The 22,978-nt window shown below is 43.7% G+C and carries 17 protein-coding genes and 1 other RNA gene; 10 read left to right on the top strand and 8 right to left on the bottom strand.

Translation table 11 applies throughout. The annotated features are described in order from the left end of the window. Positions 1 to 3 precede the first annotated feature (3 nt). A non-coding RNA gene (gene ssrS / locus BM528_RS13950) (6S RNA) lies at positions 4 to 186 on the bottom strand. 652 nt (positions 187 to 838) lie between these two features. On the opposite strand from ssrS, the gene BM528_RS13945 reads away from it, so the two are divergent. The 5 genes from BM528_RS13945 (at position 839) to BM528_RS13925 (ending at position 6,791) form a co-directional block, all read left to right on the top strand. Beyond that, positions 839 to 1,405, top strand: coding sequence for a UPF0149 family protein (locus BM528_RS13945; RefSeq protein WP_071980339.1), 567 nt, complete (start codon positions 839 to 841; stop codon positions 1,403 to 1,405). 33 nt (positions 1,406 to 1,438) lie between these two features. Further along, positions 1,439 to 2,752, top strand: a complete 1,314-nt coding sequence (gene pepP / locus BM528_RS13940; RefSeq protein ID WP_071980338.1) for a Xaa-Pro aminopeptidase — start codon at positions 1,439 to 1,441, stop codon at positions 2,750 to 2,752. Positions 2,753 to 2,901: 149 nt separating this feature from the next. Beyond that, positions 2,902 to 4,182, top strand: a complete 1,281-nt coding sequence (locus BM528_RS13935; RefSeq protein ID WP_071980337.1) for an FAD-dependent monooxygenase — start codon at positions 2,902 to 2,904, stop codon at positions 4,180 to 4,182. Positions 4,183 to 4,249: 67 nt separating this feature from the next. After that, positions 4,250 to 5,422: an FAD-dependent monooxygenase gene (locus tag BM528_RS13930; RefSeq protein ID WP_071980336.1), complete on the top strand. Its 1,173-nt coding sequence runs from the start codon at positions 4,250 to 4,252 to the stop codon at positions 5,420 to 5,422. 70 nt (positions 5,423 to 5,492) lie between these two features. Then, a complete protein-coding gene (locus tag BM528_RS13925) occupies positions 5,493 to 6,791 on the top strand; it encodes a M24 family metallopeptidase (protein WP_071980335.1) in 1,299 nt (432 codons plus the stop codon). Positions 6,792 to 6,803: 12 nt separating this feature from the next. On the opposite strand, the gene BM528_RS13920 is transcribed toward BM528_RS13925, so the two are convergent. Further along, a complete protein-coding gene (locus BM528_RS13920) occupies positions 6,804 to 7,655 on the bottom strand; it encodes a LysR family transcriptional regulator (RefSeq protein ID WP_071980334.1) in 852 nt (283 codons plus the stop codon). Between the two features lie 245 nt (positions 7,656 to 7,900). Here BM528_RS13920 and nagA point away from each other — a divergent pair, with 245 nt between their 5' ends. From nagA to gcvP, 5 genes are all read left to right on the top strand, one after another. Continuing rightward, positions 7,901 to 9,079 carry an N-acetylglucosamine-6-phosphate deacetylase gene (gene nagA / locus BM528_RS13915; protein WP_071980333.1) on the top strand — a complete coding sequence of 393 codons (1,179 nt, stop codon included), beginning with the start codon at positions 7,901 to 7,903 and terminating at the stop codon, positions 9,077 to 9,079. Between the two features lie 220 nt (positions 9,080 to 9,299). Further along, positions 9,300 to 9,743, top strand: coding sequence for a DUF4168 domain-containing protein (locus tag BM528_RS13910; RefSeq protein ID WP_071980332.1), 444 nt, complete (start codon positions 9,300 to 9,302; stop codon positions 9,741 to 9,743). A 347-nt stretch (positions 9,744 to 10,090) separates the two neighbouring features. Beyond that, complete coding sequence (gene gcvT / locus BM528_RS13905; protein WP_071980331.1) at positions 10,091 to 11,170, top strand: glycine cleavage system aminomethyltransferase GcvT; 1,080 nt, start codon at positions 10,091 to 10,093, stop codon at positions 11,168 to 11,170. Between the two features lie 48 nt (positions 11,171 to 11,218). After that, on the top strand, positions 11,219 to 11,608 hold the full coding sequence (gcvH, locus tag BM528_RS13900; RefSeq protein ID WP_071980330.1) for a glycine cleavage system protein GcvH: 390 nt from the start codon (positions 11,219 to 11,221) through the stop codon (positions 11,606 to 11,608). 121 nt (positions 11,609 to 11,729) lie between these two features. Further along, positions 11,730 to 14,639, top strand: coding sequence for an aminomethyl-transferring glycine dehydrogenase (gene gcvP, locus BM528_RS13895; protein ID WP_071980329.1), 2,910 nt, complete (start codon positions 11,730 to 11,732; stop codon positions 14,637 to 14,639). Positions 14,640 to 14,796: 157 nt separating this feature from the next. Here the strand turns inward: gcvP and BM528_RS13890 are convergent, their stop codons facing one another. The 6 genes from BM528_RS13890 to BM528_RS13865 all read right to left on the bottom strand — a co-directional run bounded on the left by BM528_RS13890 (position 14,797) and on the right by BM528_RS13865 (position 22,942). Then, on the bottom strand, positions 14,797 to 15,489 hold the full coding sequence (locus tag BM528_RS13890) for a TIR domain-containing protein (protein ID WP_071980328.1): 693 nt from the start codon (positions 15,487 to 15,489) through the stop codon (positions 14,797 to 14,799). 2 nt (positions 15,490 to 15,491) lie between these two features. Beyond that, a complete protein-coding gene (locus tag BM528_RS13885) occupies positions 15,492 to 16,919 on the bottom strand; it encodes an SIR2 family protein (RefSeq protein ID WP_071980327.1) in 1,428 nt (475 codons plus the stop codon). 84 nt (positions 16,920 to 17,003) lie between these two features. Further along, positions 17,004 to 17,729 carry a M48 family metallopeptidase gene (locus tag BM528_RS13880; protein WP_071980326.1) on the bottom strand — a complete coding sequence of 242 codons (726 nt, stop codon included), beginning with the start codon at positions 17,727 to 17,729 and terminating at the stop codon, positions 17,004 to 17,006. A gap of 1 nt (position 17,730) precedes the next feature. Beyond that, positions 17,731 to 20,880 carry a type I restriction endonuclease subunit R gene (locus BM528_RS13875; RefSeq protein WP_071980325.1) on the bottom strand — a complete coding sequence of 1,050 codons (3,150 nt, stop codon included), beginning with the start codon at positions 20,878 to 20,880 and terminating at the stop codon, positions 17,731 to 17,733. 16 nt (positions 20,881 to 20,896) lie between these two features. Further along, positions 20,897 to 21,706: a DUF429 domain-containing protein gene (locus BM528_RS13870; RefSeq protein WP_071980324.1), complete on the bottom strand. Its 810-nt coding sequence runs from the start codon at positions 21,704 to 21,706 to the stop codon at positions 20,897 to 20,899. Positions 21,707 to 21,736: 30 nt separating this feature from the next. Next, on the bottom strand, positions 21,737 to 22,942 hold the full coding sequence (locus tag BM528_RS13865) for an RES domain-containing protein (RefSeq protein ID WP_071980323.1): 1,206 nt from the start codon (positions 22,940 to 22,942) through the stop codon (positions 21,737 to 21,739). Between the last annotated feature and the right edge of the window lie 36 nt (positions 22,943 to 22,978).

The following is a 22,978-nucleotide window of genomic DNA, read 5'->3' as shown; positions in this document are numbered from 1 at the left end:
AGGGCGTCTCCCAGAATGCCGCGTGTCCATTTTCGCCCGTGAACCGAAAAGTTCAGGGCGGAAGAATCACTGTGACCGTAGGCGTCTCGATACGAGCCGAGCTTGCACAATAGTCACGGTTTCAACTTCCTAGGTTTAAAGCATCGGCCAGGGACATGAATGAACTTGCAAACATCCCAGGAAACATTGTTATTGTATTAACGCAACAGGGTATACCAAACGCGTATCCCAGTGAAGAGGATCACTCTAATGCGATGTAAAACGTTGCATTGTTGAATATAGCTGCCTCTAGAATAGTTAATTCTTGACCAAATGGTCAGCATCTATTGGTTGCTAAGTATACACGCATAAGTTTTAAGCTCAAGAAACAGAACTCAATCAATAGAAGTAGTGCGCTATCAACAAGAACGGATCTACAGTAAAAGTGATATCACTTTAAAGCATTCTGTCTTTTAAAATGCTTGATTGCTTTTACCCGTTGCTAGGGGAAGTCCTTGTCCACAACAAGATGGTAGTAGAAATGTGTTGTCGTTACCAGTGAAGTTCAACGTTTCCTTGCTTTTTAACTTCTGTTTGCGCAGTGAGTAATCAATATGGCAAAAGTGGGTTTTATAATGCTATTTTGCTACTATGCTGTCTTGAATATGACATCATGAAGGTCACTATGATTGAAGAAGCGCTAACCGATACTTGCACTCTTAGCGAGCGCGTTATTTATGTAAGGTAAAGACATCATTTCTCTTAAACTTACTTGTCGGTGCCTTCTCCGGTTATTAGTCCGGTACTGAGTGCAACAACTCAAAAATACAATCAAACACGAAATAAAAGAGAGTTATCAGTGGAAAAGCAGCTCGATTACGACAGCGTTACCAATAAATTATCACAGCACGGCGTAATAGTGGATGGCGCCGAAATACACGGAATTCTATGTGGAATGTTGTGCGGTGGTATGTCACTTACCGACCAGAAATGGCTTGAAGCGTTAAGCGAAACTGTTAATCAGGGCGATGACTTTTCCGAACCGGTCGTATTTACATTAACCACATTGTTTAATCAAACATGCCAGCAATTGCTCGAACCTGAATTTGCTTTGTCTTTATTGCTGCCAGAGGATCAGGCGCCTATTAACGATCGCGGCGCAGCACTAATTAATTGGGTGCAGGGTTTTATGTTGGGTTTTGGGCTACATCAACAAGATTTGGTTCAGTGTTCAGACGATGTTAAGGAAGCGCTTGAAGACTTTTCAGATATCTCTCGAATGGAAGAACCTATGGAAGCTGATGAAGAGTCGGAAAAGGCGCTTTTTGAAGTAGAAGAATATGTGAAAATATCAGCAATTCTGTGCTTTAGCGAGCTGGGCCAATCGTTACTAGACGACCAAAAAGACAAGCCTTCACTTCACTAAAAAAATAATAATTATCACAGGGGCCGCGAATTTATGATTAGTGCGCAAGAGTTCATTTCTCGCCAAGACAGACTATTAGCACAATGCCAACCAAACAGTGTGTGTATTATTCCTGCGGCCTCGTTGGTAACACGAAGTCGAGACACCGAGTACCTTTTTAGACAAGACAGCGACTTTTGGTATTTGACCGGCTTTGAAGAGCCGAATGCGTGGCTAATTATGTCGAACAACCCTAGGTATGGTGAGCGTTACCGTAGCATGGTTGTACAGGCAAAAGACAAGCAGGCCGAAATATGGCAAGGAAAGCGGCTTGGTGGCGAGGCGGCGTTATCTCGATTCAGTTTAGACGAAGCGTTCGAAGAGCAAGAGCTAGAAGAAGCGTTGCTTGAGGCTATGCAGGGACAAGATCATTTGTACGCGCCAATAGGCGCAAATGAACAACATGATAAAATATTGTTCACTGCACTAAAAACCTTGAAAGGGGCGCCAAAATCATCACTTGCACCTAGCGCCGTTCACGACGTGCAGCCCACACTTCATGAAATGCGCGTGTATAAATCGGCCAGCGAAGTAGCGGTAATGAAAGCGGCTGCTGAAATAACTGCCAGAGCGCATAAGCGTGCCATGCAGTTTGCTCATCCAAATTGTTATGAATACCAACTTGAAGCAGAACTTCATCATGAGTTTGCCATGGCAGGTGCCCGTAGTCCTGCTTACGGCACTATTGTTGGGAGTGGTCACAATGCCTGCATATTGCACTACACAGAAAACAGTGCGCAAATTAACGATGGCGACTTAATTCTTATCGATGCAGGCGCCGAGTACCAAGGTTATGCTGCAGATATTACGCGCACATTTCCTGTTAACGGCGTTTTTAGCGATGAACAAAAAGCCATTTACAATGTGGTCTTAAAAGCGCAAAAAAGCGTTTTAGATATGCTGGCACCAGGTGTAACTTTGCCCGAAGCAATGAGGCATAGCGTTGAAATTATTACCGAAGGCTTGGTAGAACTGGGTATTTTAAAAGGTAGCGTAGCCGAGCATTTAGAAAACGAGAGCTGGCGACAGTACTATATGCACGGGCTAGGGCACTTTTTAGGGTTAGATGTTCACGATGTGGGCGATTACAAACAAAACGATCAAGACCGTCCGCTAGCGCCTGGGATGGTTATCACCGTAGAGCCTGGTATCTATATTGGCGAAGACACCGACGCGCCAGCGCGTTTTAAAGGTATTGGCGTAAGAATAGAAGACGATGTTGCTATTACTGCCACCGGTGTTGATGTGCTTACCGCCGATGTGCCCAAAGAAATTGATGAAATAGAAGAGTTGATGGCAAAAGCGTAGAAAGAGCTTCACAACAGCTCTGAATCTATGCAGAAGCGCAGCGTTATGTAAAAGAAAAGCGCAGTGTTAAAGAGCAGCGCAGTGAAAAGATCAGTGCTATGTAAATGTAAAGCGCGATGCAAACGTGAAAGATAAGGGAAAGCGTAATAGTGAAGAGTGTCGATGTTGCAGTAGTAGGGGGAGGCATTGTTGGCAGTGTATTGGCCAAAGGTTTAGCCGAACGCGCAGGGTTAAGTGTGGCACTCATTGATGCGGCACCCGTTAGCCAAAGCGTCGCCGAAGTCTCAAAGGCCAACGCCCTCGATTTTAACCCTTTCACCGACACTCGGGTTATTGCGCTAGCTCGTCGCACCGTTGATGAGCTAAAAGCGCTCAATGTTCCACTTGAAAAACTTGCAGACATTTATCACGGTGAAACCCCACCTACCATTGACTCCATTGAAGTAAGTGATCGCGGCCATTTAGGCTTAGTCAACCTAGCGGCCGAAGACTACCGCATTCCCTCTTTTGGGCAGGTTGTATCGCTAAGTGCTTTAACACGCCTTGTTGCGTCATCAAGTAATGACTATGAACATATTGCACCGGCAACGGTGCAGAGTGTGACTCAGCATCAAAATTACACTGAGGTGGCGCTTGATAATGGTGATACTCGTCGCGCAAAGCTTGTTGTACTGGCCGATGGTGGACGCTCTGCTCTTGCTCAGCAAGTAGGGCTTACGCGCACAGCAAACGATTATGAGCAAACGGCGATAGTGTTTAATGTACACACTCAGCAGCCTCACAATAATAAAGCATATGAGCGTTTTACAGAGTCTGGGCCACTGGCATTTTTACCCTTCGACAGTGATATAGATAATCAAAAGTCGACAGGCTGTGGCTTTTCCGTTGTGTGGACAGTGAAAGCTGACAAAGCGGAAGCACTACTTTCTATGACTAATAAAGCGTTCGTCGACGCGCTACAAGACGCTTTCGGGTTTCGCCAAGGTAAGATTATACGTGTAAGTGATAAGGCAAGTTATCCGCTTTCTTTAAAGTTAGTTGATGAGGTAACAGCTCATAGAACAGTGGTAGTGGGAAATGCGGCTCAAAGCCTTCACCCTATTGCTGGACAAGGTTTTAACTTAGGGCTTCGAGATATTTATACGCTTATTTCCACTTTGCAAAGCGAACGGTTAAATAAAAGCTCTATAGATAAAGACGGTGAGTTCGATCCGGGACAGTTTAACGTGCTCAATACTTATGCAAAGAAACGTAAAAAAGACAGAGCGGCCACCATTACCCTAACCGATACCTTGGTTCACACGTTCTCAAACCAGCACTTTCCCCTTGTAGTTGGCAGAAACGTATCATTAATGGCCCTGAGTATGGTGCCTTTTGCTAAAAAGCAGTTTGTAAAACAAACTACAGGCTATGGCTTAGGTGCACGGTAATAAGCAGAGCAGGGACATAATAAAACCATGACGTTAAATTTTATCACGCTAACAGAAAGAGAGATTTATGCAGCACGTTGATATTGGTATTGTTGGCGGAGGTATTGTTGGTTTAACTCTCGCAGCCGCGCTTAAAGATAGCTCGCTTTCCGTTGGAGTTATTGATAAGCATCCGTTGTCTACTGCATTAGGTGATAAAGCCACATCCCGTGTAAGCGCCATCAATCAGGCAAATATTACTGCATTGCAAAACTTAAATGTCTGGCCTCATGTGCAGCCTAACCGCGCCACCCCCTATGTGGCTATGCACGTGTGGGACAAAGACAGCTTCGGTGATATTCACTTTCATTGCCAAGAAATGGGCAGTGACACGCTAGGGGTTATTGTTGAGAATCAAGCTTTAGTAAATGCACTTGCTCACACCGTTGAAAAACAAGATAACGTTCAAGTATTTGAGACAAGCATAGAGCGCGTATTGTCTGGCCCTAATCAAAATATGGTGATGTTTGATAATAGCGATGTTTTAAGCTGCCGGCTTCTTATTGGTGCGGATGGCGCTAACTCATTTGTTCGTCAGCAAGCCGGTTTTCCCATTACATTTAAAGATTATGAGCACACGGCCATTGTAGCCAATATAAAAACTGAAATGTCCCATGAAAGTGTGGCGAGGCAAGCTTTCACTCCTACAGGTCCTCTTGCGTTATTACCCATGTCTGAACCCGACGTATGCTCTATCGTGTGGTCGCAAAGCCCTGATAAAGCCAACGAGCTTATGGCAATGGATGACACCGCGTTTTGCCACGCACTTGCAGCGGCAAGCAACAGCATTCTTGGCCCCGTAGAGCTTGAAACCAAGCGTTCTGCATTTCCATTAACTATGAGATACGCCAGAGAATGGGCGAAAGACGGCATTGCCCTAGTGGGAGATGCTGCCCATACCATTCATCCTCTAGCGGGGCAGGGGGCAAACTTGGGAATGCAAGATGCACTAGAACTTGCTGAGTTATTGCAAACATTGTCTAGCGAAGGAAGCGATATAGGGCTTCATAAAAACTTGCGCCCGTACGAACGTAGTCGCAAAACCGAGGCTATGAAAATGATTGCAGCTATGGACGGGTTTAAGCTGTTGTTTGATGGCAATGACCCTATCAAAAAACTGATTCGAGGTATTGGCTTAGCGGCCACAGATAAGGTTAGTGTCATAAAGCAATCCTTTGTTAGTCATGCTATGGGGCTTTAGCCGTAACCAACAAACCAAAATCTATAATAAATAAAACAATAATTAATAAAATAAACGACAGGTGAACGTTATGGATAAACGCCATTTTTTAAAATTTGCAGGTGCGGGGTTAGCACTCTCGCCGGCACTTTCTCTGGCCGCAAGTTCAGACAGTATTCTTCAATCTGATAGACAAGATGCAAAACCGCTATCATCGCTCAAGCCTCTTACAAAAGGTGTTGCGCCAATTACAAACTCAGAGAGAAAAGCGCGCATTGAAAAAGCGCAATCTTTGATGAAAGAACAAGGTGTATCGGCCATTCTCATTGAGCCTGGCGCGGCAATGGATTACTTCTCTGGTATTCAGTGGTGGCGTAGCGAACGCCTAACGGCGCTTATTATTCCTCAAAAAGGGGATGTTGCCGTTGTTACGCCATTTTTTGAAAAGCCAAGCGTATTAGAGTCTCTCAAAGTGGGCGATGACGTTCGCGTATGGCAAGAGCATGAAAGCCCCTTTGATGTCGTTGCTGATATCCTAAAATCAAGAGGCATTACCAGCGGCAAGCTGGGTGTTGAAAGCAGTGTTCGCTACTTTGTAGTGAACGGTGTGGGTAGCGCTATGCCCAACATAGATATTGTGCCTGCCGAGCCTATAACTCGTGGCTGCCGAATGTATAAAACCGCAGCTGAATTAACCTTGATGCACAAAGCAAACGAAATAACGTTAGCGGCTTATAATGTGGTTTTTAGCCATTTAAAAGAAGGCATGACACAAGCAGATGTAAAAGCACTTATGCACCAAGCTCAGCAGAATTTAGGTGGCAGCAATACATGGTGCTTGGCTCTGTTTAATGACGCTAGCGCTTATCCTCACGGAACCAATGCAAAACAAGTTATTCAACAAGGCTCAGTGGTATTACTTGATAGCGGCTGTAGTGTGCATGGCTATCAAAGCGATATCAGTCGTACGCTTGTATTCGGTAAGCCATCACAAAAAGTGACAGACGTATGGAATACGGTGCGAGAAGGGCAAAATGTAGCGTTCAACGCAGCCAAAGTGGGCACACCTGCCGGTAAGGTTGATGATGCCGTGCGAGCTTACTACGTTACTCAAGGTTACGACAAAGACTACGCATTACCTGGGCTAAGTCACCGCACTGGGCATGGCATTGGCATGGAAGGTCACGAAAGCGTGAACTTTGTGCGCGGCGAAACAGCACCGCTTAAAAAGGGTATGTGTTTTTCTAACGAGCCTGGCTTATACATACCCGGTGAGTTTGGTGTGCGTTTGGAAGATTGTTTGTATATGACAGACAAAGGCCCACGATACTTTACTGAGCCACCTGTATCGATAGAAGAACCGCTAGGTCGCTTAGTGCCTATGGTATAGGACTTTCACCCGTTAGTTATTTTTAAGCCGAGTAGTGAAAAATTCCGCCAAGGTTTTACTAATAACAGGATGCTGGGTGTCTTGGTTAAACAAGCAAATTTTCACTTTCCCCAGCTTAGGTAGGTGAGGGTGATTAAGAAGCATTAGGTTTGCAGGTAAGCTCGATTTTGCCAATGCGGTAACGCCTAGCCCTTGTTGAATAGCTGCGGTTATACCGCCTAAATCAGCATTGGTATAGGTAATTTTCCATGCAAATGTTTGCTGTTTAAGTTGCTCTATTACTCGGCTTCTATACATACAGCCATCTGGGGCCAGTACAAGGGGAATAGTGCTACCTACAAGCGGATGGGAACTATCTCCCACCCACACCACATCATCTTCTAACACCACTTCGCCTTCGGTGTCTTCATCGGGGTTCACCAAGGCCAAAATAAGATCGAAGTGATCGCGCTGGCTAGGATGCAGTAAGTCGCGGCTGAGTGAGGACGTGACTTCTAAAGACACATCTGGGTAGCGCTTTGAAAATTCACCAATTAACCCTGGCAAAAGGGTAGAGGCAAACTCATTGGGAATGCCCAGCCGAAGGCGGCCGCTCAGTGGCGCAGGGGTTAAACTTCGAAATATGCTGTCGTTGAGTTCAAGTAACTCTTTGGCTTTTGCATACAGCCAATTGCCATCTGCACTTGGCACATGTCGCTGGCCGAGTTTGATAAAAAGCTTTCGATCTAACTGCGATTCCAGCTTTTTAATTTGCAAGCTGATAGCCGGTTGAGAGCGACCAAGAAAGTCGCCGGCTTTAGCGTACCCACCAAGCTCAATAACACTTACAAATGTACGCAAGTTATCTAACGAAAGCTGTTTCATTATATAAGTATTTCTAATTGCCTAACCAAACTACATTATATTTATAAATGTTAATATTGAAAACCGCTATTACAAGTGGTCGCTTCTAAGACTGAGCTGTGTCTGAGGTTGTATCTGTCGTTGAACCTCTTTTTCAGCTCTTATTTAATAGGGCTCATGCTGGTTTTTTATATATCGCTCATGCTGGAATTGTTTTAGGCTTAACTTAATTTCATCATCAAGCTACATAGGGTAAGTAACCTATTATGAAAAAAACGATGTACGTTGATTCCATCTTAGTGAAAGGCGAGTGGAAGACGAAGCAAGTAATGACTATTGAAAGCGGCAGTATTTTAGACATTGTCGATAGTAGTGATGAAGAAAGTAAAAAATTAGAGAGCAAAGACTTACAGGGCATCCACGAGCATATTAAAGGAACGGTTATCCCAGGCTATGTAGATACCCAAGTGAATGGTGGTGGTGGCGTTATGTTTAATCATGCCCCCACGTTAGAAAGTGTAAATACTATTGCCAAAGCACATGCGCAGTTTGGTACTACGAGTTTGTTTCCTACCCTTATTACCGATGATTTTGCCACCATTTGCAGTGCCGCCGATGCTATATCGCAGGCTATAGACCTTAATCATCCCTCTATTCAGGGCGTTCATTTTGAGGGGCCGCATTTGTCGGTGGCGAAAAAAGGGGTACATAAGGCTGCTCATATCAGGTCCATCTCAGATGAAGAGCTAGCGGTGTATACGCGCAAAGATATTGGCCAAGTTATTGTAACTGTAGCGCCAGAAAATGTGTCGCCAGAGATAATACGCACCCTTGTTTCAGATAATGTGGTTGTTGCGCTTGGCCATTCAAATGCGCCATATGAGGTGGTGCAGCAAGCCCTTGATGCTGGCGCAACTGGGTTTACCCATTTGTTCAATGCTATGTCGCCACTAACATCAAGAGAGCCAGGAATGGTAGGCGCCGCATTTTTATCTGATGCTATTTGCGGGCTTATTGTTGACCATCAACACCTTCACAAAAAGTCGGCAGAACTTGCCTGCAAAGTAAAAGGCGAAGAAGGCATTATGCTGGTAACCGATGCCATGGCTCATGTTGGCGGAACACAAGACACCGTTGCCTTTTTTGATACTAAAATTACGCGCACGCGCACCCTTACGGGTGAGAAGTTAACCACACCCGATGGCACATTAGCCGGCAGCTGTTTAGATATGCATTCGGCACTACGTCATTGCGTTAACGATTTAGGCATTAAGCTTAAAAGTGCCAGCGTAATGGCAAGCACTACTGCCTCTTACTTCACCCATAGCTTAGATAACATTGGGCAGTTAGTACCAGGGGCTGCTGCTAATTTTGTAGTACTCGACGATAAGCTTGATCTTAAATCAGTGTGGCAGCAGGGCGTTAATATTCTCAATAACGATTAGCCAAAAAGCCTGAACAAATAAAAAAGACTGCCCTATGTGTTTGAACTTTTAACTCTCACTATTGCCCCACACTATTCAACTGGTGTGAAACCCAATAGATGCAAAGCGTTATGGGTAGAACGAAGTTGTTCACAATTGGCTAGAAGAACGGCTTTCAAATAACGAAGTTAAACTCAATTATCGCAGCCAATTGACATTCATGAAATGACAAGGAGCTTTAATGAAGCTTATTAAGACAACATTGCTCACCGCCGCCTTAACCGCAGGACTAAGTGCAGGTGCAGCCATTGCACAGGAAACAAATACACAAGCCTCCAAGGCACAAGGCGTACAGGCTCAAGAACAGCAGGGCGCCACAAAACAGGTGCAAATTTCTGAAAAGCAGGTCGACCAGTTTGTTCATGCCTATTTAACGGTTCAGTTAATAGGCCAGAAGTATCAGGCAGAAATTCAGGCTGCTGGCGATCAGGCTAAAGCCAAAGATCTTCAGCAAGAAGCTAGAGAAAAAATGCAAACCGCCATTTCAGACAACGGCATAGCAATGCAGAAATATCGTGAGATCTCCATTGCGGCTAATCAAAATGAATCGTTACGAGGCCGCATTTCTGAAAAGCTTACCATAGAGCTAGAGTCGCGTAAGCAGGCTCAGAACGTCGACAGCTGAGTCGCATCGTATTCACGCATTCTCAATAAAACGCTGCATCAATAGGCAGCGTTTTTTATTTTGCGCTATTTATTTAGTCCTTATCTATTTTTCCCCTATTGGCAAACCTGCTCGATCAACGCTCTCTAATCTTACTAAACAGGTTCTCCTCGAAGGCTCTTCTCAAGCTCTTTTACAGCTCTTCTTAAGCCCTTCTCAACCCCTCTTACGAATATAACGTTTTCTGATGTTCTCTAGTATTTACATCAGGTTTTCAAATGTAGTGATAAGAATTATCAATTTGTTGCGTGATTGTTACCTAACTATACTCATTGTTGTTTTCTATCTTTCAACAAGAGTAAAGTGGAATGTCTAACACCACCGCCCTACATGCGAAGCACCTAGAAGCTGGTGCCAAAATGGTCGACTTCTTCGGCTGGGATATGCCAATTAATTATGGTTCTCAAATTGAAGAGCATCATGCTGTGCGCCAAAACGCCGGTATGTTTGATGTATCTCACATGACCATTGTTGATGCTACAGGCCCGCAGGCAAAAGCGTACCTTCAATACCTATTGGCAAACGACGTTGCTAAGCTAAAAGATAAAGGCAAAGCCCTTTACAGCGGTATGTTGAACGAAGAGGGTGGGGTTGTTGATGACCTTATCGTGTATCACTTTGACGAAACTAATTACCGCTTAGTGGTTAATTCAGCCACTCGCGAAAAAGACATGAATTGGCTAATGAGCAAAGCTGAAGGTTTTGACGTAACCATTACCGAGCGTTCTGAGTTCGCGATGATTGCAGTACAAGGCCCCAATGCAAAAGAAAAAGCGGGAACGCTTTTCAGTGCGGCGCAAAAAGAAGCAGTAGCAGGCATGAAGCCGTTCTTTGGCGTACAAGCTGAAGACTTATTCATTGCAACAACAGGTTACACCGGTGAAGCGGGCTACGAAATTATGGTGCCAACGGCACAAGCAGCAAGCTTTTGGCAAAGCTTGTTAGACGCAGGCGTTAAGCCGTGCGGTCTAGGCGCACGAGATACATTGCGCTTAGAAGCAGGTATGAACCTTTACGGCCAAGATATGGATGAAACTATATCGCCACTGGCGGCTAACATGGGTTGGACAATTACTTGGGAGCCAGCAGACAGAGACTTCGTTGGCAGAAAAGCCCTTGAAGCACTGCGCGAAACAGGCACCGACAAGCTGGTTGGCTTAGTAATGACTGAAAAAGGCGTATTGCGTCATGGTCTTAAAGTAAAAACAGACAACGGCGAAGGCGTAATTACCTCAGGTACGTTTTCTCCAACACTTGGGCACTCCATAGCAATGGCGCGAGTGCCTAGCAATGTGGGTGACACAGTAGAAGTGGAAATGCGCAAAAAGTGGGTTACAGTAAAAGTGGTTAAGCCCTCCTTTGTTCGCAACGGAAAAAGTGTTTTATAAGTTTACGTCTCAAGTTTACAAAATTGATAAAGATTAACAGGAACGATTATGAGCAACATCCCAACTGATTTACGTTATGCCGCTACCCACGAATGGGTTCGCTCTGAAGGCGACGGTGTTTTTACTGTAGGTATTTCTGAACACGCACAAGGTTTACTTGGCGATATGGTTTTCGTTGAATTACCAGACGTAGGTGACGCGGTAACTACTGGCGACGACGTGTGTGTTGCTGAGTCGGTTAAAGCGGCTTCTGACGTTTACACGCCAATCACTGGTGAAGTAATCGAAATCAACGAAGACCTAGAAGACTCGCCAGAGTTAGTAAACTCTGACCCATACGGCGAAGGCTGGATGTTCAAGATTAAAGCGGAAGACCCTGCAGAAGTAGAAGGCTTGCTTGACGCAGAAGGTTATGAAAACAGCATTGACGAAGAGTAATTCGTTACGCTGATAGAAAGATACACAGTTGAAAAAGGGGCATGAATATTATTCAGCCCCTTTTTAACTTTTAGATTTAACGACGCCCTTGCGGCAACCATTAAGAGTGCTTAACAACGTTATGTCGAATACTTCTCCTACATTAGCTCAACTAGAGCAAAAAGATACGTTTATCCGCCGTCATATTGGCCCGGGTAAAGGCGAAATTGAAGAAATGCTGTCTGCCATTGGTGCTAGCTCATTAGATGATTTAATTGAGCAAACCGTACCGGCAGGTATTGCGCTACCAGAACCGTTAAAATGCGGCGAAGGTGCGACAGAAGTTGAAGCATTAAGTGAATTAAAAGCGGTTGCGGCGAAAAACAAAATAAACCGTTCGTTTATCGGAATGGGCTACTACGATACCCACGTACCGAACGTTATTTTGCGTAACGTGTTAGAAAACCCAGGTTGGTACACGGCGTACACCCCTTATCAGCCAGAGATTGCGCAAGGTCGTTTAGAAGCTATTTTGAACTTCCAGCAAGTGACCATCGATTTAACCGGTCTTGAGCTGGCATCTGCTTCATTGCTAGATGAGAGCACCGCGGCAGCCGAGGCTATGGGCCTTGCCAAGCGAGTTTCGAAAAACAAAAAAGCAAACATCTTTTTTGTGTCTGACGATGTGCACCCACAAACACTAGATGTAGTAAAAACTCGCGCCGAGATGTTTGGTTTTGAAATTGTTACTGGCCCTGCAGAAGAAGCCGCAGAGCACGACGTGTTCGGTGCGCTTTTACAATACCCAACCAGCACGGGCGAAATTAAAGATATTTCTGACATTATTGCCGCAGTACAAGCGAAAAAAGGGATTGTGGCAGTAGCGGCAGACCTAATGAGCTTAGTAATGCTTAAGTCGCCTGGCGAACTGGGTGCCGATGTAGCATTAGGCAGTGCGCAGCGCTTTGGTGTACCAATGGGTTATGGCGGCCCACACGCTGCTTTCTTTGCAACCCGCGAAAGCTTCAAGCGTTCATTGCCAGGACGTATTATTGGCGTAAGTAAAGATACACGCGACCGCCCAGCACTGCGTATGGCACTGCAAACTCGCGAGCAGCACATTCGCCGCGAAAAAGCGAACTCGAACATTTGTACCGCGCAAGTGCTACTTGCCAACATGGCGAGCTTTTACGCCGTATATCACGGCCCGCAGGGCTTAAAAACCATCGCCGAGCGTATTCACCGTTTTGCTGACATTCTTGCTACTGGCCTAACACAAAAAGGCGCTAGCAAAGGCGTAGCCCTTAAGCACAGCACGTACTTCGACACACTCACTGTAATGGTTGAAAACAAAGAAGACGTACTTGCAAAAGCCTATGCCAATGGCATGAACTTACGTTCAGATTTAGACGGTGCAGTAGGCGTATCGCTAGATGAAACCACGACTCGCGAAGACATTCTTGCGTTATTCAACGTTATTCTAGGTGATGATCACGGACTAAGTGTTGAAGACCTAGACGCAGAAGTAACGACACAAGCCGTTAAATCTATTCCAGAAGAGTTAGTACGTACTAGCGACATTTTGACTCACGAAGTGTTCAACAAGTATCACTCTGAAACTGAAATGCTGCGTTATATCAAAAGCCTTGAAAACAAAGATTTGGCATTAAACCATTCAATGATTTCATTGGGCTCTTGCACCATGAAGCTAAACGCGACGGCAGAAATGATACCCGTAACCTGGGCTGAATTTGGGCAATTGCACCCGTTCGCGCCACTTGATCAAGCCGTAGGCTATCAAGAAATGATTGCAGAATTAGCCGAGTGGCTAATTGATGTAACGGGTTACGACGCACTTTCTATGCAACCTAACTCAGGCGCACAAGGTGAGTATGCTGGCTTATTAGCTATTCAGCGCTACCATGAAAGCCGCGGCGACAGCCACAGAAACGTATGTCTAATACCAAGTTCTGCTCACGGCACTAACCCAGCTTCGGCGCAAATGGTTAGCCTAAAAGTAGTGGTAGTAGCCTGTGATTCAAATGGTAACGTAGACCTTAACGACCTTCGCAAAAAAGCGGAAGAAGTGGGCGACAACCTATCATGCGCAATGATCACGTACCCATCTACTCACGGTGTTTACGAAGAAACGGTGAAAGAAATATGCGACATCGTTCATGAGCACGGCGGCCAGGTTTACATGGACGGCGCGAACATGAACGCGCAGGTGGGTATTACGTCACCAGGCTTTATTGGCTCAGACGTATCGCACCTTAACTTGCACAAAACATTCTGCATTCCACACGGTGGCGGCGGCCCAGGTATGGGGCCAATTGGCGTAAAATCGCACCTTGCACCGTTTTTACCAAATCACACCGTGATTAATGTAGAAACTGCGGGTAAAAACTGCGGCGCGGTAAGCGGTGCGCCATGGGGAAGTGCGTCTATTTTGCCTATCAGCTACATGTACATCAAAATGATGGGTAGCGAAGGCTTACGCCGTGCAACGGAAGTGGCCATTCTTAACGCGAACTACGTGGCTAAGAAGCTAGAGGGGCACTTTGAAATACTTTACAAAGGCAACAACGACCGTGTAGCCCACGAATGTATTATCGACCTTCGCCCATTAAAAGAAGCCAGTGGCGTAACCGAGCTAGACATTGCTAAGCGCTTAAACGACTACGGTTTCCACTCACCCACAATGAGCTTCCCAGTGGCGGGCACATTAATGGTAGAGCCAACAGAGTCTGAAGCGAAGTACGAGCTAGACCGTTTCATTAACGCCATGATAAGCATTCGCCAAGAAATAGCGAAAGTGGAAAGCGGCGAGTGGGATGCAACAGACAACCCACTGCACAATGCACCGCACACGCTAGCAGACATCTGTGACAGCAACTGGAACCGCAGCTACGACCGCATGCTAGCGGCGTACCCAGCACCAGAAGTACACAGAAACAAATTCTGGCCAACGGTTAACCGTATTGATGACGTTTACGGCGACCGTAACCTGATCTGTTCTTGCCCTAGCATTGAGAGCTATGTTGAGGAGTAGGGTGGTTGTGACAAATAATGAGGTTACCCGTTAGGAATAATGGGTTTCCCGTTATTAAAGAAGTTACCCGTTAGCAATTAGGTTTTTACTATAATTTATAAGCCCTCACTGTTGACAGTAAGGGCTTATAAATTTTATTAGCTACACGGTTGAGTGTTCAGCCCTTATCGGTGTGAATGGACTTGGAAATATTGAAGTCGTCGATTTTATCGCGAAGTTCGGCACACCTGTCTAGATAAGTTGTCGGTGCTTTTTTAAAATCACTCCACTTAACAGATAGTATGTATGAGTGATCTCCTGTATAAGCTGGATTGCCAGTATGATGGTCACAGTCTGTCGCCTCAATCGACTTACTGTTAAAGACATTTCTCCTTAGAATTCCAAAAAGGAAGTCAGTTTTTAGTGTGCGGCAATTGCAATAAGGACAGCTCTTTTCTTTTATGTAGTAATCATAGGCACCATCTTCATCTGGTAAAACAAGCATTAATACACCATTGGGTTTACTCCTTCTCCCATTTTTGGATAGCTCTCTAAGAGAGTATGAAATTTCCCATGGCATCCATTGGTCTTTTTCATCATCAAACCATGCTTTCATACCCCTCGAAACAACAACGATGGTTATGCTACTGTCAAATATCTTATTTCTTAGTCTAGATTCGATAGTGCTATCTTTGAAGTCACTAAGGTCTTCGTTGTCATTTTCACCCTTGTAAATTTCATTGTAGTCACTAAGCAACTGTTGTAGCTCTGTAACGTAATCTCTGGCTTTTGTTGAGACAAAAAAGCTATCACTTAAACTTTCAACATTAGTATCCCCATATTTATAGGATACAAAAATCTTCCTTGCCATAGTTACTCCTTTATCACTAATTCCATAAGTTCAGTCACTTGAGAAATAATTTCAGCTGGCCCATCTACTTCTTGGCCAAGTTCATTCAACTTATCAATAAAGTCTGCACTGGCATCTGGATAATAGGTGGCGATATCGGCTGTCACTCGCTCCCATAAAGTTTTAGCAACAAAACCTGAGCAACCGATCGGTATTACAAAAACACCTTTACTAAGCGCAATTTCAAATTCCTCTATAACACCATTTGCAGCCACAGTTTCTTTTCCGTTTCGCTTGTTGCCCATAAAGAATAAAGCTATACCAGATTTACCGATGATAGCTTCCCGGTATCTCGTCCAGACATTAGCCCTTTCTTTATCATCTTTAATGAATTGTGGAAACGGACGCATTAATAGATGGTCGTCTAAATGCGATTGCTGCTTTTTGTATGCCGACGAAATAGCGCCGGATATTAATGGGTTACCAATACCTAAACCAACTCCTGAAGCAACGCGAAACCCTTTGTCTACCATTGAAGACCCAAGTTTAAAAAGAGCTTCTTCAACATCGTGTTTTTGCCACGGCCCAAAATCGTCAGCAGACCCAGAAAAGAATACTGTTTTACGTTTGTACTGTTTATAAAGCTTCTCCAGAAGAGACGTGATGTCGGTATATTTCTCTACAAAGACAACATTTATATGAAACCTATTTAAATCTTGAGCGACGAGTTCTTGTTTTATTTTTCCGTTTTCAAATTGAGCATCTGTGTCGAAATCGTTCCTTTCAACTTTTTTGAAAATGCAATAATGATTTCTCTGGTTATCTTTAAAATTAACTCTAATTCTGCTTAAAATATAATCCAAGTTGGGGTCGCTAAAACTGAATCCAACAAACAAAAATGTTTTAGAAACCAAGTCTCCAGAAAGAGCAGTTATGAATGGTGCATGCGTGAAAGGGTATTTTTCATACTCATCTTTCGTGAGCGTAGTATCTTGTGGGTTCTCAATATCACCATGCATTTTATACAAGACTACATCCCTGCCTCGCCTTGTATTGGCTAGCTGATCTTTGTTGTATTTGGAGTCAACAATCTTCCCTTCAGCTTTCAATGCGTCTTCAATAAGCCTGTCGTAATTAGTTGTCCATATAGTGCTGATTGGCAGAGAAGCGAGGATTTCGTGATTAACCGTCGGGTTTGCGACTGTTCCTAACTCGTCGATCAATTTTTGGGTGATACGATTACGATTGTTGCTATTTCGAAAAAATTGAGCAACAGAGACTAGGTCTTGCTCAAGATCTAAATTGAGCCCTAGCTCTTTTGCTAACGGGGTTAGTAGGTTCTTCCAGTCAACATACCCTGCATCAATGGAAAGACCTGCTCCTGCAAAGAGTGCAGCGTTGCCGTCCTCGATTTCATTCAAATAAAGACGAAGAAAGTCTTCCTTTTTCATAGATTATCTGTCCTTGTTTGTTTGGTATTGAAATAGTTGTGATTTTTTAAGTTTCTACCTGATATGACTGAATTAATTGGTATTTTAATAACTCCAATCTTCATAAGCCAACGGCAAACTGTTCAGAAGATTTCGTCGTTCACGCCAGTCGGGGAGGTGTTTGTCCATCAATGCAACAAACTTCTTGTTATGATGCCTTTCGAGCAAATGCACTAGTTCGTGGACAAGAATAAACTCTAAACACTCAAAAGGTTTTTTAGCTAGCTCAAGATTTATAAGTATGCGTTTCGTGTCTGTGTTGCAGCTTCCCCATTTGGTTTTCATTTTTCTTATGCTTATAGCGCTAGCTTTTACACCTAATCTTGCTTCCCAATACGGCAGGTGTTTATCTAATTGTTGCTGAAGTTCGATACGATAGAAGCTATTCAACAGCTTCAGTTTATTCTCTAACGCCGTGCCTGCTCTAACCTCAATTTCTAATTTTGTTTTACCTTTAAGCGCGATGCTATGTTGTCTTGCTGTTGAATTAACCTCTAGCCTTAACTTCTGGCCCCAAAGGTAATGGGCTTCGCCGCTCACCATTTCACGTTCAGATTGTCTCGCTTGCTGTTTGAAATCAGCCTGCTGGCGCTTAATCCACCCCAATTTATGAACAATTGCTATTCTTATCGATTGTTCAGAGGTGTTTTTTGGAACCGATAGCCTTACTCTGCCATTTGGCGGCAAAACATTTAGGTGTATGTTTTTAATATCACGGCGATGAACTTCCACATCCACTTCGCCAAACTTTTTGTGCTCAACGCTGACCATACTAATGGTATTCCTTTTGAGCTTTTATAAGTTCCATTACGTTAGCGATTTCAACGTCATAATCAGCAGTTTCCTCTCTAATAGCATTGGCTATCTCACGCTCTTTAAACCGATCACCAAGCCAATCGGCTTTTTTAGTGTAGCGGACCGCAGTATCAATTTTAGTGGTAAGAACTTCATCGTTTCCGAAGTTGTCGTAAATCGCTTTTTTAGCAGCTGTGTCGATGGATAGAGGGTAGCTCTGAGTGCTGTTCTCAGCAGGATTGACTACTTTCTTAGCGAGTGCCTTTATCTGTTCAAGGTATTCCTGATAGCTTAATGCTTGCTCTCTGCGTTGCTTGATTATTTCATCTAGTAGGGCAGCCATGCTGTCAAAATATTTGGGGTTAACCGGATTTTCATCAACAATGGTTTTTCTAACATTGTTTTCAATAGCTTCAGCCATAGCTTCTTCATTTTTTCTCAAGCTTTCAGGTAAAGACTCCAAGCCCTTACCGTTATTATTGACTACCAAATCAATCAAGCCTAACTCTTCAAAATCCATTAGCGACTCACTATCATCAGCACGTATATACATGTCTAAAAGATGTCGCATTGCTGGCTCAAAGCGCTTCATTTCGAGTAAGTCGCCACTGGCTAGTTTTACCTCATCTCTCACTTTCTCAAAGTATGCGACTTCTTTTTTAATGTTTTCGGCTTCTTCAAAGGTGTAGCCCGCTTGCTCCATTTCATTTGCAAGGTTAGTGTACGCACGGATCAGCTTAGCGACTGATTGATAAAGGGTTAAACGTAGTGCTTCTTTTTCAGTGCGCTCATTCTCATCTTTGGGTTCTACACCAGACTCACCGCAAAAATAGTGGATAAAATCTTTGGTATCTCTAGGTGATTTAACTGGTTCACACAAAGCTCGTACCGCTTCGAGCGCGTTATCTAAATCAGCACGAGACTCTTGTAATCGATCCTTTAAAAGACCTTTAACATCGTCAGCATCGTAGCCGTCAAACGCTTCCGCTGTGTAATCTTTAATAGCTTTGTCCAAAGAGCGAAATAAATCTTTATAGTCGATGATGTAACCGTAATCTTTATCTTCACCGTCTAAACGATTTACACGGCATATTGCTTGAAATAGATTATGGTCAGCCATCTTCTTGTCGATGTAGAGGTAAGTGGCAGAAGGCGCATCAAAGCCAGTGAGCAGCTTATCTACAACTATCAGCAGACGCATTTGCCCCGGTTCTTCGATAAAGCGTTTCTTAACGGCTTTCTCGAATTCTTCAACGCGTTTTGCTGCTTCCTCTTCACTTTGTTCAAAATACTCAGCCAGCATTTTGCGATAAGTATTATATTTGAAAAGCTTTTCAGTTAGCCCTTCACCAGATTCTTCACCTTTTATGGTGCTGGCAGCGGGATGGTAGCTGGTTACTACTGCACATTTACCTGCGAGGTCTGTTTTGCTAAATAAGTCATATACAACACATGCTTGATGCACACTAGCGCAGACCAGCATCGCGTTGCCTCTGCCAGACATGAGCGCAGGTTTGATTTCCATGTCCATCAAGATATCGCTAACGATTTGCTCTAGACGTGATTTGCTAGATAGCACTTTTTGCATTGTGCCCCATCTTTGCTTGAGCTGCATTTTTGCAAGGTTAGATAAACCCTTAGTTTTAGCTTCAAACCACTGATCTACTTTTTTCTCTGACGTTAAATGTTGGTCGATATCTCTTGCTTCATATCGAAGATCCAACACCACACCGTCACTTACGGCTTCATCAAATTTGTAGGTGTGAATATAAGGGCCAAAGACCTCTAAGGACTTCTTCTTATCCTTTTTCATCAGCGGTGTACCTGTAAAACCAATAAACATGGCTTCAGGTAAAATAGCTTTCATCGCTTCGTGCAACTTGCCCGATTGTGTTCGATGGCACTCATCGACGAACACAAATAATTCCCCCTTTGCTGTAAAATCATTTGGCAAGTTTTTGGTTAAGGCTTCAAGGTAGTCCTTTGTTGCTTCATCATCGTCTTCTTCCGAGACTGGTTCGCCATTTCTACCAAACTTATGTACCAGTGAGCAGAACAGCCAAGGGTTAGGTTGATTGAGCGTGGCAACTAAGTCTCGTCCGCTTTTTGTACGATAGATCTCTTCATCAACACCAGAGAATACTTTTTCTATTTGTTCATCTAATTCGGTTCGGTCGGTAATAATTAGAACCCGTGAATCCGTTACATTTTCCCGAATCCACTTGGCAAGCCAAACCATAGTTAAGCTTTTACCAGAGCCTTGTGTATGCCAAATAATGCCGTCATCGTGTGTTTTTACGTGCTTCTGCGCAGCCTGAATACCAAAGAATTGATTGTGACGGCATGTTTTCTTCACGCCAGCGTCAAACACAATAAAGTCATGAATAAGTTGCAAGAAGCGCCTTTTATCGCACAATTGCGCTATATGAGTATCAAGTAAGTTATCTGTTGTAATGCCTTTCGCTGGCAGTGGATTGGGGTTTTCTTTACCAGCGCATTCTTTCCATTCAAGGTAATACTTTTCAGACGTTTCAATTGTGCCGTAGCGGACACCTTGAGTGTCGTTACCCGCCATAACGAGTTGCATGGTAGTAAAGAAGTTACGTACAAACGCTTTCTTTTGATTGTCTAAGTTCTGGCGAATACCTTCGCTGACTGATACTGAAGAGCGCTTTAATTCAATTACACCAAGCGCAATACCATTTACGTAGATAACGATATCAGGGCGCTTTTTCAGTTCACCTTTTACTGTAACTTCTTCAGCAATGGCAAAGTCGTTCGCTTCTGGTTTTTTCCAATCAATTAGCCAAACAGTTTGGTTTTGCTCACCTGCACCTTCTTTTTCTTTTACGCCATAACGAAGAAGGCGATAAACGTCTTTGTTTGCATCAAAGAGCTTTTTTCCTTCACCAAGAGCTGCGGCAGTGTCGAGCTGACGTAATGTGCGAGTAATTAGTGAGTCAGAAATACCACGACCTTTTAACCATTTAGTGAGCAGGTCTTTTTCTATATTGCTGTTACCGTCACGGTATTCCCAATTACCTAAGTAATCGTAATTAAGCTGTTCTTTAAAAAACTTAACCACGCGGTTTTGGGTTTTCCGTTCTTTTTGCCCGACATTACTCATGGCCTCATCCTTGTAATTATCTACTAATCAAAAATTTTTCTTTTTTATTGTTCTCATCAAAGCAATCTTTAGGGAGAAAAATCCATCCTTCTTGCTCTGGCGCAGCTTCATCAGGAAACCTTAGCACTTCCGGCTGCTCAGCGAATAGTTTGGCAATTAAAGCACATATAAACGCATCGATATGATCTTGTGTTGGTAAGCGGTGGTCAACCAATTGTTCTTCACCGATGTCATTGATGCACCACTCAAGCACCGCACTTTTTTGTAATTTATTCATAATGGCAGAATGAGCACAGGGAGACGGATAAGCTTCAATTGCGGTGATGTCACCACTTTGCCATACTCCAGCTTGTCGTATCTTAGGCACAAACTTAGCCAAAGTGTGTATACCCTTTGTAGCCTGACTGCCAATCATATCTTTAATAGGGGAGAGAGGTGTGTAGCCCCATTCAGCTAAAAAACGCTCTGTATACCTAAATAGATAAGGGTTTAGCGCACTAGCGGTGTCACAATCTGCGAATGTCCCCGTCAGTAGGCCATGAAAATACGTACTAAATCCAAGGGGCGTGTCTATTGCCAAGGTAATGTGACCAACTGTGTACTCAGTTTTGCAGAGCGAAAATAGTGACCTAATAAATTCAGCTTGGCTGCTTGCTGAATTAATTGTCGGCGATAAGTTTCCGCGCCAAGGCGTGCCAACAATTTTATTTTTACTATTGAGGATAACTAAAGCATCGCGGCTATTGCGGTTTCTAGCGCAGTTCCAGCCACCTACATCCCAACCGACAAAGTAATGTTCCTTATATTGAATATTACATTCAGCCATGCATTCTTACCTCAATAGACATTGCCATATTCAATATCTCTCTCTTGGGAAAAGACGCTTTAATACGGTATCACCTGTTGTTAGCATTACCGAGTTTTCTTCTTCCGTAGCGATGTAGCGTGCGCCTTTCACTCTATGGAATCTGATTGACTCAGGGACAAAAAACAAAGCAGCACTATTTTCTTGAAAAGAGTCAGTATTTTCGAGTGATATGGTTCCGTTGTTTGCTATAGAACGCTCTGGGAATAAGGCAACACTATAACTATCCCCGTTGGTTTGAATTGAAGGATATATAATTCCATCAATTTGAGAACCAAATTCAGTGCTCAGGTACTCAAAAATGATTTGAGTCGTTAAGTAATCATGTTGATTGTGACGACTGGATGGACGAGTAAGCTTAAAGACTAGCTCAGGAAAAAATGTATAAGCATGAGATAGCATTTTCCATCTGTCGGAAAATATATCGTCATCGATTTGAATATCCTTCAAGGCGTCCAAGTCCAAAAGCTTTAAAGCTCTGATAGGACGGAATTCGCCAGAAATTACATTATCGCCGACAATTGGTCTTAATTCACTAATACAAGTGTTTCGATCGAAGGCTGCATAAAAAGCGGACACTCCCGCTGGTGTCATTCTTTGTGAAGTAGCCAGCTGGGCCGGAACCGCCCCTAACTCTCTTATAGGGTCTTCGTCAATGGTTTCTATATCTCTAACGCTGTAAGCAACTCTTGCGCGGTAGAGAGCTTGCGTAATTGGTAAATCAACTACTAAAGAAGGCAGTATTTGGTCGTCATCAATAATCGTACTAAATAGGTCATTGCAGAAGGAAAGTGCCAACTCATTGAAGAATCGTTTTTGGTGTTTAATAGAGTTAATGAAACCACCCCAACGGTTTTCAAAATCATTCAAGTCTTCAAGATTTCCATCGTCCAAAGCATATAAAACTGAGCTGCCATTATCATTAGTATCATTCGGTAGTCTTTCTAGCAGTCCCTCAAGATAAGTTCCATTCACTATTGGGACATACATTTCAATGAAATCGCCTAGTTCAAAAACGCTGACTTCATCACTACCACACTCGAATATTATTGCCTGTTGGTAGCCAGATAGTTCACTAGTTGGGATTAAGATTTCGTGTATTTTATCTAACAAAAATTTATCTAGCGCTTCATCTTCGACACAAATGTTTTCTTTACCGCAGTAGCTACATTCTGAGCTCATGCCTGTACTAGCCACAAATCTCTTAAAAGCGTTGTGGTAAACGCAATTTGT

This window comes from Alteromonas sp. RW2A1, assembly GCF_001886475.1.
Lineage (GTDB): Bacteria > Pseudomonadota > Gammaproteobacteria > Enterobacterales > Alteromonadaceae > Alteromonas > Alteromonas hispanica.
Note: the sequence above shows the minus strand (reverse complement) of the source record. Positions and strands in the feature narration are given on the sequence as shown.